This window comes from Bacillus sp. L75, assembly GCF_003676355.1.
Lineage (GTDB): Bacteria > Bacillota > Bacilli > Bacillales > Bacillaceae > Bacillus > Bacillus velezensis.
This window is the reverse complement of the sequence record NZ_ML064905.1, coordinates 119,213-132,787: the sequence shown is the minus strand read 5'-3', so window position 1 is coordinate 132,787 and position 13,575 is coordinate 119,213. Positions and strand designations below refer to the sequence as shown.

The following is a 13,575-nucleotide window of genomic DNA, read 5'->3' as shown; positions in this document are numbered from 1 at the left end:
CGCTCTATCATATTGTCAGTATAAAACGTCCGGCCGATTGTATCCACTTCGTTTTAAGAAACAGCTTTCAGGCTATTTCCCGGGAAACGGATCATAACAGCTTCTGCCGGCATAAGAAAAAAACCCTCCGCGCCGGCAGAGGGATCCTTTTTATTTAGAGATATCGACGAAGCCTTCACCAAAGACGTCACGCACATCATGAACAATGACAAACGCTTTTGTATCACAGCTTTTAATAATTTTTTTGAGCATGGAAAGCTCTTGTTTCTGGATGACGATATATAAAATTTCCTTCGACTGCCCCGTGTAATTTCCTTTACCCGACAGCAGCGTAACCCCTCTGTCCATAAGCGTGTTGACCTGTTCGGCGATTTCGTGCTTATGCTCAGATATAATCGTCACCGCTTTTTTCGTATTCAGGCCTTCAATGATAAAGTCCATCACCTTCGTTCCGATGTACAGCATGACAATGGTAAACATCATTTTTTCTGCACCGATGATGAAATAAGAACTGAAGACGACAATCAGATCAAAGAACAAAAGCGCATAGCTGATATTCCAATCGAGATATTTGTTCGCAATCCTCGCCAAAATGGCAGAACCCGCAGTCGTGCCTCCGACTCGAATAATGATCCCGATTCCGACACCGGCAAACACACCCGCAAAAATAGTATTAATAATGAGTTCATGTGAAGGCGAGTGCCAATCATGCGTCAGATGCAGAAACAGTGAGTTGGCGACAACGGTAATGATCGTATAAAGCGTTGTTTTTCCGTCTAAAAATTTATATCCGATAATCAATAAGATCCCGTTCAAAATGATATTCGTCACCCCGGGCGACCATTCAAACACATAGTACAAAATCAGGGTGATTCCCGTTACCCCGCCCTCTCCAAGATCATTCGGAATGGCGAATAAATTAACGGCCAAAGCAAAGATAAAAGCCCCAATAATCAGCATCAGCACATCCAGCAATCTCTTTTTCATCCCAGACACTCCCTTTATATAAAATCAAAAAAGCCCGGGAGAGCACTCTTCATTAAAAGAGCAGAAACTCCCGGGCTTTTATCCCAACGTGTCACAGCAGGAACCTGCTGTGTGTTTTCTCTCGGTCCAGACCAATTCAGCATTGCGGAACCCTAGAAAACCACTGTTTTTTATGTTCAGTTTTTGTATATCTTTCAAGATTATACGGGAAATCACGAACATGTTCAACCACTCTTTTTTCAATAAACGTATAAAAAATTCGAACGATCTGCCGATACTAAAAAAGGTCCTTAAAATACATGACTAAAAAATCATTAAAATACTTTTTTTCTCAAAATATTATTGACTATAGGTTATTTTACAGGCATTATAGTATGTAGTTTTCAAGAAATAGTTTACATAGGAGGAAATATTATGGCAGGCAACCTGGTGTCTTGTAAGGCATGCGGCAAAGAAATCGCTAAAGGCGTTAAAAAATGCCCAAACTGCGGTAAAGATCAGAGAAACTTTTTTATGAGACATAAAATTATCACATTGCTTCTGGCAGTAGTGGTTATTATCATTCTCGTGAACATCGGCGGCGGAGGCGGATCTTCATCATCTAAAACCGCGTCTTCAAAAGCTGCGGAATCCAAGGAAAAACTGTATAACATCGGTGACACTGTTAAGACTGAGAAAACTGAAGTTACTGTTACGAAAGTCGAAAAAAGAGATTCAGTAGGCTCTCAATTTGTCGAGAAAAAAGCGTCTGACGGCGGCGTTATCGTAGCTGTTCAATACACAGTTAAAAATGTTTCAAACAAGCCGTTAAGCTCTTTCTCCATTCCAAGAGCGAAATTAGTAGATTCTAAAGGAACATCCTATGATTCAGATATTGATGCTTCTTCAAGCTATGCAACAGAAACAAAAGTAGACAACAGTAAAATTTTAAGTGACTTGAACCCGAACATTAAAGTTACTGACGTAAAAGCTTTTGAAGTTGATAAAAACGCATACTCTAAAGGCACTTGGAAATTAAAGTTCAGCAACGATGTTGAAGTGAAAATTAAATAATGACCGTAATAAAAGAGACCTTCACCATTTGAAGGTCTCTTTCTTTTTACACCTTTTGGTACCCGTTCACATTGGAGGACTGCCACTTCCAAGAGTCGGCGCACATTTCTTCAAGCCCGCGCTTTGCTTCCCAGCCTAATTCAGTCTTCGCTTTTGCCGGGTCTGCGAAGCATGCGGCGATGTCTCCCGGGCGCCGGGCGGCAAAACGGTACGGCACTTCTTTTCCCGATACTTTTTCAAACGCCTTGACCATCTCAAGAACGCTGTAGCCTCTTCCCGTGCCGAGATTATAGGCATCCGCGCCTGTTGTGTTCAGCACCTTTTCAAGCGCTCTGACGTGGCCCTCGGCAAGGTCAACGACATGGATGTAATCCCGCACGCCGGTGCCGTCCTTTGTCGGATAATCATTGCCGAACACCTGCAATTGCTCAAGCTTGCCGACAGCGACTTGTGCGACGTACGGCATTAAATTATTCGGGATGCCGTTCGGGTCTTCTCCGATCCGCCCGCTCGGGTGCGCGCCGAACGGATTAAAGTAGCGGAGCAGCGCAATGCTCCATTCAGAATCCGCTTTATGCAGATCGCGTAAAATCTGTTCCAGCATCAGCTTTGTCTGCCCGTAAGGATTGGTGGCGCTTAAAGGAAAATCCTCAGTGATCGGCGTTGTTTCCGGAACGCCGTAAACCGTCGCTGAAGAACTGAAGACGATTTTTTTCACACCGTGTGCCTGCATGGCTTCACATAAAATAAACGTCCCCGTCAGATTATTATGATAATAACGGAGCGGAACAGCTACAGACTCACCGACGGCTTTTAATCCCGCAAAATGAATGACGGCTTCAATCTCATTTTCAGCAAACACCCGGTGAACGGCGTCACGGTCAAGGAGATCCGCTTCATAAAATACAAGCCCTTTTCCGGTAATGTCTTTCACACGCTCCAATGCTTCCGGTGAACTATTTGACAGATTATCCAAAACCACGATGTCATAGCCGCCGTTTAACAGCTCGACACATGTGTGGCTTCCGATATAACCCGCTCCGCCTGTCACTAAAATCGCCATGAAGAAAGCCTCCCCTATTGAATGAATTGACCATATTATATCGGTTTTTTCTTCCTCAATCATCCATTTCCAAAAAGTTTAATCGTTTAGTCATCGTTTCTTCATAATTTGTTTTCATTCGCGTAATACACAGAGCCCTCGATTCAAACGGGTTGTGAAATAGAAATCCCTCCCCCGCGCATGGTAAGATAAGACAAAGGAGATGACGGTATGAAAAATGAAATCATTGAACGCTTTACCTCTTATGTAAAAGTCGATACACAGTCTGACGAAAACAATGAAAACTGCCCTTCAACCCCCGGCCAGCTGACATTGGCCAACATGCTGGCAGATGAATTAAAGTCGATCGGCATGACAGACATCACAGTCGATGACAATGGGTACGTCATGGCGACTCTGCCGGCAAATACGGATAAAGACGTGCCGACTGTCGGTTTTCTGGCTCACGTGGACACCGCGACCGATTTTACCGGGAAAAATGTGAATCCTCAGATTATTGAGAGCTACGACGGACATGATATCGTTCTGAATGACAAACTCAATGTCGTCCTGTCGCCTGAGCAATTCCCGGAGCTCTCCCGCTATAAAGGCCAGACGCTGATCACAACAGACGGCACGACGCTGCTCGGAGCCGACAACAAAGCGGGCATTGCCGAAATCATGACGGCAATGGCGTACTTGATCAAACATCCGGACATCAAACACGGAACGATCCGGGTCGCGTTTACGCCCGATGAAGAAATCGGCAGAGGCCCTCACAAATTCGATGTCGGCCGCTTCAACGCCGCATTCGCCTACACGATAGACGGAGGCCCCCTCGGCGAACTGCAATATGAAAGCTTTAACGCAGCCGCCGCAAAGCTTACTTGTTACGGAAAAAGCGTCCACCCGGGAACGGCGAAAAACAAAATGGTCAACGCTTCAAAAATCGCGATGGAATTTCATCACGCGCTGCCGAAAGAAGAAGCGCCGGAATATACGGAAGGGTATGAAGGCTTCTATCATTTACTTTCCATGAACGGAGACGTTTCTGAAGCCGCCCTGTCGTACATCATCAGAGACTTTGACAGAGACCGCTTTGCAGAACGAAAAGAATATATGCAGAAAACCGCCGATGCGCTGGCGGCCAAATACGGCAAGGAAAGCATCAAGCTTGAACTGCGTGATCAATATTACAACATGAGAGAAAAAATCGAACCGGTCAAAGAGATAGTCGATGTCGCCTATCAAGCCATGAAAAACCTCGATATCGAACCGATTATCGAACCGATCCGGGGCGGAACCGACGGATCACAGCTCTCTTACATGGGGCTGCCGACACCGAACATTTTTACGGGCGGCCAAAACTTCCACGGAAAATATGAATACATTTCCGTCGATCATATGGAAAAGGCGGTAAACGTCATTGTTGAAATCGCCAGGCTCTTTGAAGAGCGCGCTTAAAACCAAAGCCCCCTGCTTTGGTTTTTTTCTTTCACATGAAACCTTTCCTTCTTTCTTTCCGTATATAAGGTATGAATTGGAAAGAAGGAGTGAAGACTATGGCAAGAGGGACTGTAGCGAAAGAATTGAAAAAAACCTTAAAAGACCCGCGTATTCTGGAGACGAAATCAAACCCTTTTAAAAAACTGCGGAAAATGTTCAAACGATTTTTTTAAGATAACATCTCGTTTTCTTTAAAAAAATAAAGAAAGCGCTGTCATCCCGCAGTCATCTGTTAGAAGCAGTTATTTTGCATATGATAAGGTTTTTTAGGGTACTGAATAACACAAGGCAAACGAAAACACTGAAGTAGTTAATTAGACACTTACAAAAAATAGTGAAAAAGTTATATAAACGATCATCATTCATCAGCCGATACAATCTATAGAACCACAACAAGAGCAAAATCTCTTCAACCCATAGTCATTTTTACGGAAAATGACGTTATTTTTTAAAAAAGTGACAATTGTTTGAATACTTTTCGTTTGTTTTTTCGTACAATAATAATACCAAAACTTTTTTTGGGAGGTATGTAAAATGATGCTACTTATTTTTGCTGCTTTGACAGGGTATCTTGTTTTCTCTTTCAGTAAGGACAACCGCCGGAAAACGCCAAAGACAAGCCCGCTGGTGACAGCTGCCGACACGAATAACATCATTGATTTAAATGCGATCCGTCAAAAACGCCGGATGCCGATATCATAAAAACGACAGCTGCCGCAAAATCGGCAGCCTTTTTTTTATGCACCCGGCCGATATGAAACCAACCGCCTCCTTTTTTCGTACAACATAAGAAAGGAGTTTTTTTATGTACCATTTTTACATCAAAGAGCGAATGTTTACGTTTAAGAATCGTTTTCAAGTGTTTCTTGAAAGCGGAAAAGAAGTCTACAATGTTGAAGGAAAGCTGTTTTCATTCGGTGATGAACTGAAACTGACTGATTTGGACGGCCGCACGCTCGCCAGCGTCAACCAGAAACTGATGTCGCTCGTTCCCCGTTACGAGATTTCCGTCAGCGGCAAACCCGTCTGCCAAGTCATCAAGAAAGTCACGTTTTTCAAACCGAAATTTGAAATTTCCGGACTCGGCTGGGATCTTACCGGCGATGTGTGGGGCCGGAATTTTCAAGTGACAGACGGAAAATCAAACCGGATGACCGTCACCAAATCATGGATGAGCTGGGGCGATTCCTATCATTTGCAGATTGAAAAGGAAGAGGATATCGTTCTTTGTCTCGCGATCGCCATCGTGATAGATATGATTCTATTTGAGGGTGACAAATAAAAATATTTATCGAAATATATTGACAATATAAGATAATATACTAAGATTAAGAGTATTACAGTTTATTCTGAAAAATAGCATATTTCCTTATCAAGAGAGGTGGAGGGACTGGCCCTATGATACCCGGCAACCGCTGTTCAGCAGAATGGTGCTAAATCCTGAAGATAAGGTTGAGATTTGCGGACGCAAGCTCTTCCCTATCCGAGGGAAGAGTTTTTTTATATTTCATCAGGAAAGAAGGAATCGTTCATGTCACAGCAAAACACAGAACAACCATTGCATACGCTTCTAAGAAAAAACCCGCCGTTTCGCGCGGATCAGGTCGGAAGCCTGCTGCGGCCGGCGGCTGTGAAGCAAGCCCGCCTGCAAAGAGCGGCGGGTGAGATTTCGGCAGAACAGCTGCGCGAAATCGAAAACAGAGAAATCATCCGCAGCGTAGAAAAGCAGAAAGAAACCGGCCTCAATGTCGTGACTGACGGCGAATTCCGCCGTGCCTGGTGGCATTTTGATTTTCTCGAAAATTTAGACGGCGTCGAAGCGTTTACGCCTGAAAGCGGCATTCAGTTTCACAACGTACAGACGAAAGCGCGCGGCATTAAAGTAACGGGAGATATTGATTTTTCTCAGCATCCGATGCTCGAAGATTATAAATTCCTGCACAGCATTGCCGGCGATGCTGTTCCGAAAATGACCATCCCAAGTCCGAATATGCTGTTTTTCCGCGGAAAATTGGAAAAAGCGTCCTACCAGAATGATTACAAACAATTTCAGCACGATGTGTCAAAAGCGTATAAAAAAGCGATTCAAGCTTTCTATGACGCCGGGTGCCGCTACCTTCAGCTCGATGACACCGCATGGGCCGTTTTCTTATCAGAAGCGGGGCTTCGTCAGATTGAAGCTTTCGGCACGACGCCGGATGAGCTGCGCAAGCTGTTTGCCGCTTCCATTAATGACGCCATCAAGGATCGCCCTGACGATCTGAAGGTTACGATGCATATCTGCCGCGGCAACTTCCAATCCACATGGACGGCTGAAGGCGGCTATGATGCAGCGGCTGAAACGATTTTTGACGGGCTTGATCTTGACGGATTGTTTCTGGAATATGATGATTCCCGCTCCGGCGGCTTTGAACCGCTCCGTTATGTCAAACGCTCTGATCTTCAGCTTGTGCTTGGCTTGATTACGTCGAAACATGGCGAACTTGAAGACAAGGACGCGATTAAACGCCGCATTGAAGAGGCTTCACAATATGTCAGTCTGGATCAGCTTTGCCTCAGCCCGCAATGCGGATTCGCCTCCACTGAGGAAGGAAACCTGATCACAGAAGAACAGCAATGGGCGAAACTGCGCCATGTCGTCAACATTGCCGGTGAAGTCTGGAAATAAAAAAAAAGACACGCGATTAGCGTGTCTTTTCCGTTTTACAGCGGATCGGTTCCGATTAAAATATCGATATCTATCGTGACAGCAGCCTCTTTCCGGCTGATAAACCGCCGGATGCTGTCATCAGTACATTTCCATGTTAAGGGCGTCATTTTCACAAGCCGCTCGAGGTCAGGCTGCGCTAAAGTCTTTGTGTAACACAGCCGTTTGCGCTCAAAGGTTTGAAAGCCCGCTTGGAATCGTCCGGCCGCAGAATCGGCGGTGTCATTCCGCCGAGGGCTGTCTCCGAAGAAGAATTCCCTTACTTCCTTCAAATAATCACGCCGCGGCACCGCTTTAATGACTGTGCCGCCCTTTCGTAAAAGTCTGCTGCATTCCTTGTAATTCCAAGGCGATAAAACAGACATCACGACATCAAAACAGCTGTCGGCAAACGGCGCATCCGCCACATCAGCGACGGCAAAAACCATATGATTCCCGAAGGCCTTTGCGGCATGCAGCACACCTTCTTTCGAGAGATCAATGCCGATTCCCGTCACGGAAAAAGCAGGCTGAAGCCATTTGCATACGGCGGCTAAATGTGACCCTTCTCCGCATCCCGCATCCAATACCGCCGCTGATGTTTGCGGAGATTGAATATGGGTGATGATGGCGGCGATCTCCTTTTGAACCGGCCCAAAAAATTCCCGGCTGTCAAAAAGCTCGCGTCTCGCTTCGAACAGCTGCCTGTCATAGCGGGTTTTGACCGATTTATTGAGGAAATTCACATATCCTTGTTTTGATATATCAAATGTATGCCCCTGTCCGCAAATCAAGCTTTTGTATTGTGAGACCGCCATGGCCGACCGGCATAGCGGACACCTGAACACGGACTGGCATGATTGCAGTAATTCCGCGCGTTTTCTTTTTATAGACGTCAAAAAAACACCTCATTCATTCGTCATTCCGATGAAATGAAAAAGGCATAGACAAATAAACCTCGCCGAATTGGAAGGTTTAACCTATTCATCTATACCTCTCATTATCTGTAACGAATGAACTGGATGATCACGAAAATGACCCCTTTTCTGCCGTCTTTTGAAGGCTGTGCCCTCAGATCCATTTTATCAGCTGCATCCCGTCTTTACAATGAACCGGAACGGTTTTGGGGGTATTTTATACCTTTATTATCCAATTACTTATGCACATCCTTTATTTTCTTTATTTATAATATAAATTTATTATTTTGAAAATATCTAAAAAGGTTGATTTTCAAAAATTGAAACGATAAAATACTGCTATCTCATGTAATATCGTTATTCTTGTATATGATCAGTAATATGGTCTGATTGTTTCTACCTAGTGCCGTAAAAGACTAGACTACAAGAAAGTTTGCATAAATTTGAACGAGTGAAAAGCATATGATGCTGTCAGTCTATTCTTTTCTTTTGGCTCTTATTTATCACACTTTCTGGCTTTCAGGAATTTGTGACGAATAAGAGCTTTTTTTATTTCCATAATACCCTTATAGGAGTTGCTCACATGTACTTTTTATTGAACATTGTCGGTCTCATTGTTGTCATGGCTGTTGTTTTCTTATGCTCTCCCAACAAGAAGAAGATTAAATGGCGTCCGATTGTCATGCTCCTCGTCTTTGAGTTTCTGATTACTTGGTTTATGTTAGGGACAAAAGTCGGCGGCTTTGTCATCGGGAAGATCGGCGCGTTCTTTACATGGCTGATTTCCTGCGCCAGTCAAGGGATTGCGTTCGCTTTTCCGTCTGTCATGGCCAATCCGACGGTTGATTTTTTCTTCAGCGCATTGCTGCCGATTATCTTCGTCGTGACCTTCTTTGATATGCTGTCGTATTTCGGTATTCTGCCGTGGCTCATTGATAAAATCGGCTGGCTGATTTCTAAAATATCCCGTCTGCCGAAGCTGGAGAGCTTTTTCTCCATCCAGATGATGTTTTTAGGAAATACGGAAGCTTTAGCCGTCATCCGCCAGCAGCTTGCCGCCGTCAGCAACAATCGGCTTCTGACATTCGGGCTGATGAGCATGAGCAGCATCAGCGGCTCGATCATCGGATCATACTTGACGATGGTTCCGTCCACTTATGTGTTTACAGCCATCCCGCTGAATTGCTTAAACGCGCTTTTAATCGCCAATATGCTGAATCCCGTGGACGTTTCTAAAGAGGATGATATTATTTACGTGCCTTCAAAAGCGGAGAAAAAAGACTTCTTCTCCACGATTTCTAACAGTATGCTTGTCGGCATGAACATGGTCATTGTCATTTTAGCGATGGTGATCGGCTATGTGGCGTTAACGGCCGCGTTAAACGGCGTACTCGGGCTGTTCATGCACGGGTTGACCATTCAAAAGATTTTCTCATACATCTTCAGTCCGTTTGCCTTCCTCCTCGGATTAGGCGTACATGACGCGATGTATGTCGCACAGCTGATGGGCATCAAGCTCGCGACGAATGAATTTGTGGCAATGGCCGATCTGAAAGGGCAGCTGAATTCACTTCCGCCGCACACGATTGCCGTGGCTACGACATTCCTGACATCATTCGCAAACTTCAGCACCATCGGTATGATCTACGGATCTTATCAATCTCTGCTTGATGGTGAAAAATCAGCCATCATCGGAAAAAACGTCTGGAAGCTGCTTGTCAGCGGAATTGCCGTTTCCTTATTGAGCGCGGCGATTGTCGGATTGTTTGTCTGGTAAAAGAAAAAAAGCGATACCGCTCCGTTTTGGAGTGATATCGCTTTTTTTTATTGATAGACGGATGCAGGTACGAAAACGTCCCGGATTCCTGCCGCGTAAGGCCCGAGATCATATTGTCCGAACACAACGGCAATGCCGTTTTTCGTAAAGAAGAAAGGTCTTTCATTATTCAAAGTAATATCTTGTTTTTTGACGTCCCGGTCGAACAGATCGTCATGTTTTTTGATGTAGCCGTAAAGATAGTCTCTCGTTTTGTTAGCTTTCGTTTTTGTATTCAGCACATTATCGAGTGTGACCCGTTTTTTCGCGGCCAGGTCGTAATTAAAGGTCTGAACGGATGTCAGCCCGTGTGCGCCGCCTGTGTAACTGTAGTCTTCCGTCTCAATGCTGAGCTTGCCGTCTTGATTATACTTCACCTTAAAATCTGTTTGGTATTCCGCTTTGTAGCCTTGTTTTTCACCGTCTTTTTTGTTTTTCACATATTCTTTGTACGATTGTTCAATATAGCGCTTGAAGTCCTGATTGACTTTCTTTTCAAAAGATGCGTTTCCCGTATTTGTGACCTCGGGGTATGTCAGCTGCTTTACATGCTTATACGTATGGCTTTTGACAACAGGCTTTGCGGTTTGCGCGGCCTCGGCTGAAGGCGCGAAACCTCCGAACGGCGCGGCTGTCAGCACGGTTAAGAGCACGGCCGCCATCATTTTGAATGCCTTTTTCATCACAACTCCTCCTTTTCATTACCGTTCCCTTTTTGAAAACGGGTTACACTCTATAGACAGCGCAGATCAGTAAATTGTTTCTGGGCCTTCTTTCACATTTTCTCCATGAAAAAAAGAGACATGGAAAATCCACGCCTCTTTTACCGTGAAGGTCTTTGCGCAATGGCTTCATAAACGGCTTCCGCCAAATCGGAGTTGCCGAACATCTCCAAAACGCCGATAACGGTTTGATCAGGAATCGGTTCTGATTCCTCCTTCGGCACGACAAGCTCTTCAGCCGTTTTTCGCAGCTCTTCGTTTAAAGGCTGTCCGGGATAAGCCTTGCTGTAAATGGCCATCGGATCAAGGTCATGATTGACGCACCACTGGGCAAACACCAAAATCATCATGTTTTCGTCACGCCGGTAATATTCTTCGAGTTGTTTTTCGGTAAACGGCTTCACTATCATTCGCTCCTCCAGAAAATCTACCCCTAAGATACACAAACACAGAGCGGAAGTAAACCAAAGATCATTTCACCATCAGTCAGAACCCTTAAATAATGCAATGCCCTGACTCTCTAGAACTGTTGTCTGAATGTCCCGGACGGATTTGCACGGAAGCCATTTTCGTTTTCTCCCAATATTAATGCTTCGTTCAGATATTTCACTTTCACAAGAAAAAAGCGCCCCTCTCATAAAAGGCGCTTTTTCATTCTTATATGTTTCTGTCCCAATGCCGATGCTCAGCCACGGCCTTCAGAAATTGTTCATGGTTCCCGTCCGGAACAAGGCCGGGGCCGCTTTCGGTTCCGGCGGCGAGGGCGAGAAGTTCTTTTCCTTCACCGGAGGCGCCGATCGCTTTGTAATGGCTGAAAGCTTCGCTGACGAAGTCTCTGGCCGATTTTTGGGCTTTGAGGCTGTCTGTGCTTTGTTTTCCGCCCGGAATGAAAACAGCGTCGTACAGGACGGAATCCGCTGTCAGGAAAGTGGCTGACGCTTTCAGCTCCGTACCGTTTTCTCCCTTGACGGTTCCCAGCGCGGGGCTGATGATATCGGCTCTGACTCCCGCCTGTTTGCATGCGTCAAGCACTTGTTTGACTTTCTCATCAGAAAACCCGTGGTCGGTTAAAACCGCGACCTGCCTTGTCGCTGCCGTCTTCACCGTGTTTTCCTGGCTTAAGGCCGGGGAAGTGAACGTTTCATCAGATTCACGGTCCTTCGGCGGCGGGTTCACGCCGATTCCTTTCGCAACACGCTCGGCAAGCCCGGCGTCGACGTGACTGAAGACATCAACCACCTGCTGCTGCACGTCCTTGCTGTTCACTTTTCCGACTTCAAAACAGAACGCGGAGATGATATGTTCTTTCTCGGCGGGAGACATGCTGTTCCAGAACATCTTGGCCTGAGAAAAATAGTCATTGAAGCTCTCACTGCGCTGGCGGATTTTTCTGCCTTCTACTTTTTCCTCGTAATGAACGTATCCGCCTTCTTCTTCTGAGGCCGGCGACGGATCATTGTTCTGCAGGGAATTTTTATGATAGGCGACGGGGCCCTTATTAATCGTCATCCGGTGGTAGCCGTCGTATTGGTTGTTATGGAACGGGCAGACCGGCCGGTTGATCGGAATCTCGTGAAAATTCGGCCCGCCAAGACGGATGAGCTGTGTATCCGTATAAGAGAAAAGCCGGCCTTGAAGAAGCGGGTCATTGGTAAAATCGATGCCCGGCACGACATTGCCCGGGTGGAATGCGACTTGTTCAGTTTCCGCAAAGACATTGTCCTGATTGCGGTCAAGGGTCATTTTTCCGATCAGCTTGACGGGAACCAACTCCTCCGGCCACAGCTTCGTCGGATCAAGGATATCGAAATCAAATTTAAATTCATCTTCTTCGTCAATCATCTGAACACCGAGCTCATACTCGACTTTGCCGCCGTTTTCAATCGTTTCCCACAGGTCGCGGCGGTTGAAATCGGGATCTTTCCCGGCAATTTTCTGCGCTTCATCCCATACGAGGGAATGAACGCCGAGCACGGGTTTCCAGTGGAATTTTACAAAGCGCGCTTTTCCTTTCTCGTTGACGAAACGGAACGTATGCACGCCGAAGCCCTCCATCATCCGATAGCTCCGCGGGATGCCGCGGTCAGACATCGTCCACATGACCATGTGAGCCGACTCAGGGTTATTAGCGACAAAATCCCAGAACGTATCATGAGCCGTCGCAGCCTGCGGCATTTCATTGTGCGGTTCCGGTTTTATGGCGTGAACGAGATCCGGGAATTTGATCGCGTCCTGAATGAAGAACACCGGAATATTGTTTCCGACGAGGTCATAGTTCCCTTCTTCAGTATAAAACTTCGTCGCAAATCCCCTGGCGTCACGGACGGTGTCGGCTGACCCCTTGGAGCCCGCCACTGTTGAGAAACGGACGAAAACAGGCGTTTTGACGGACGGGTCCTGCAAAAATTTCGCCCGTGTATATTCCGTCATCGGTTCGTACACCTGAAAATGCCCATGAACGCCGTACCCGCGCGCATGAACGACCCGTTCCGGAATCCGCTCGTGGTCAAAGTGCGTCATTTTTTCACGAAAATGAAAATCCTCCATCAGCGTGGGGCCGCGGACGCCCGCTTTTAAAGAATGTTCATCCTCAGACACGCGAAGCCCCTGATTGGTCGTCATTTTTTTGCCGCTGTTATCAGACCGGTACTGCTCCAGCTGTTCGTCCTTTGAGTGTTCATTTACTCGTTTGTTTTGATCATCACTCATGTCAGTTCCCCCTTTTAAAACGAAACATTCTACAGCACATTTACCCGCGGCGTTCTTCATATAAACTGCTGATCGGCTCATTAGGATTTTAGGTCTGTATTTACATATGCGGTCATACACATTTTGAAATAAGCCAT

12 protein-coding genes and 3 riboswitches are annotated in these 13,575 nt (G+C 45.9%); of the genes, 6 read left to right on the top strand and 6 right to left on the bottom strand.

The features are described 5' to 3' along the window. Window positions 1-150: 150 nt before the first annotated feature. A complete protein-coding gene (locus tag D5S11_RS11335) occupies window positions 151-987 on the bottom strand; it encodes a YitT family protein (protein ID WP_003150818.1) in 837 nt (278 codons plus the stop codon). A 65-nt stretch (window positions 988-1,052) separates the two neighbouring features. Then, a riboswitch (guanidine-I (ykkC/yxkD leader) is annotated at window positions 1,053-1,154 on the bottom strand. A gap of 346 nt (window positions 1,155-1,500) precedes the next feature. Between D5S11_RS11335 and D5S11_RS11330 the strand changes: the two genes are divergently transcribed. Beyond that, window positions 1,501-2,040: a DUF4352 domain-containing protein gene (locus D5S11_RS11330; protein ID WP_119834765.1), complete on the top strand. Its 540-nt coding sequence runs from the start codon at window positions 1,501-1,503 to the stop codon at window positions 2,038-2,040. A 46-nt stretch (window positions 2,041-2,086) separates the two neighbouring features. On the opposite strand, the gene galE is transcribed toward D5S11_RS11330, so the two are convergent. Next, the gene (gene galE / locus D5S11_RS11325; RefSeq protein ID WP_080130904.1) at window positions 2,087-3,103 is read right to left on the bottom strand and encodes a UDP-glucose 4-epimerase GalE; all 1,017 of its coding nucleotides are present in this window, start codon (window positions 3,101-3,103) and stop codon (window positions 2,087-2,089) included. A gap of 210 nt (window positions 3,104-3,313) precedes the next feature. Between galE and pepT the strand changes: the two genes are divergently transcribed. The 4 genes from pepT (at window position 3,314) to D5S11_RS11310 (ending at window position 7,256) form a co-directional block, all read left to right on the top strand. Beyond that, window positions 3,314-4,546 carry a peptidase T gene (gene pepT, locus D5S11_RS11320; protein ID WP_053285308.1) on the top strand — a complete coding sequence of 411 codons (1,233 nt, stop codon included), beginning with the start codon at window positions 3,314-3,316 and terminating at the stop codon, window positions 4,544-4,546. A 576-nt stretch (window positions 4,547-5,122) separates the two neighbouring features. Further along, window positions 5,123-5,290, top strand: a complete 168-nt coding sequence (locus D5S11_RS19895; RefSeq protein WP_164833845.1) for a hypothetical protein — start codon at window positions 5,123-5,125, stop codon at window positions 5,288-5,290. Between the two features lie 103 nt (window positions 5,291-5,393). Continuing rightward, window positions 5,394-5,870: an LURP-one-related/scramblase family protein gene (locus D5S11_RS11315; protein WP_012118790.1), complete on the top strand. Its 477-nt coding sequence runs from the start codon at window positions 5,394-5,396 to the stop codon at window positions 5,868-5,870. Between the two features lie 84 nt (window positions 5,871-5,954). Continuing rightward, a riboswitch (SAM riboswitch) is annotated at window positions 5,955-6,041 on the top strand. A 78-nt stretch (window positions 6,042-6,119) separates the two neighbouring features. After that, complete coding sequence (locus D5S11_RS11310; protein WP_029972954.1) at window positions 6,120-7,256, top strand: 5-methyltetrahydropteroyltriglutamate--homocysteine S-methyltransferase; 1,137 nt, start codon at window positions 6,120-6,122, stop codon at window positions 7,254-7,256. A gap of 35 nt (window positions 7,257-7,291) precedes the next feature. On the opposite strand, the gene D5S11_RS11305 is transcribed toward D5S11_RS11310, so the two are convergent. Further along, complete coding sequence (locus tag D5S11_RS11305) at window positions 7,292-8,173, bottom strand: methyltransferase domain-containing protein (RefSeq protein ID WP_052941791.1); 882 nt, start codon at window positions 8,171-8,173, stop codon at window positions 7,292-7,294. Window positions 8,174-8,534: 361 nt separating this feature from the next. Beyond that, window positions 8,535-8,635: riboswitch (purine riboswitch) on the top strand. 139 nt (window positions 8,636-8,774) lie between these two features. Here D5S11_RS11305 and D5S11_RS11300 point away from each other — a divergent pair. Continuing rightward, a complete protein-coding gene (locus D5S11_RS11300; protein ID WP_007407776.1) occupies window positions 8,775-9,968 on the top strand; it encodes a NupC/NupG family nucleoside CNT transporter in 1,194 nt (397 codons plus the stop codon). Between the two features lie 47 nt (window positions 9,969-10,015). Here the strand turns inward: D5S11_RS11300 and D5S11_RS11295 are convergent, their stop codons facing one another. From D5S11_RS11295 to D5S11_RS11285, 3 genes are all read right to left on the bottom strand, one after another. Next, complete coding sequence (locus D5S11_RS11295; protein ID WP_047936306.1) at window positions 10,016-10,690, bottom strand: DUF3298 and DUF4163 domain-containing protein; 675 nt, start codon at window positions 10,688-10,690, stop codon at window positions 10,016-10,018. 140 nt (window positions 10,691-10,830) lie between these two features. Then, window positions 10,831-11,139 carry a hypothetical protein gene (locus D5S11_RS11290; protein WP_015418528.1) on the bottom strand — a complete coding sequence of 103 codons (309 nt, stop codon included), beginning with the start codon at window positions 11,137-11,139 and terminating at the stop codon, window positions 10,831-10,833. 247 nt (window positions 11,140-11,386) lie between these two features. Continuing rightward, complete coding sequence (locus D5S11_RS11285; RefSeq protein ID WP_047936307.1) at window positions 11,387-13,438, bottom strand: catalase; 2,052 nt, start codon at window positions 13,436-13,438, stop codon at window positions 11,387-11,389. Between the last annotated feature and the right edge of the window lie 137 nt (window positions 13,439-13,575).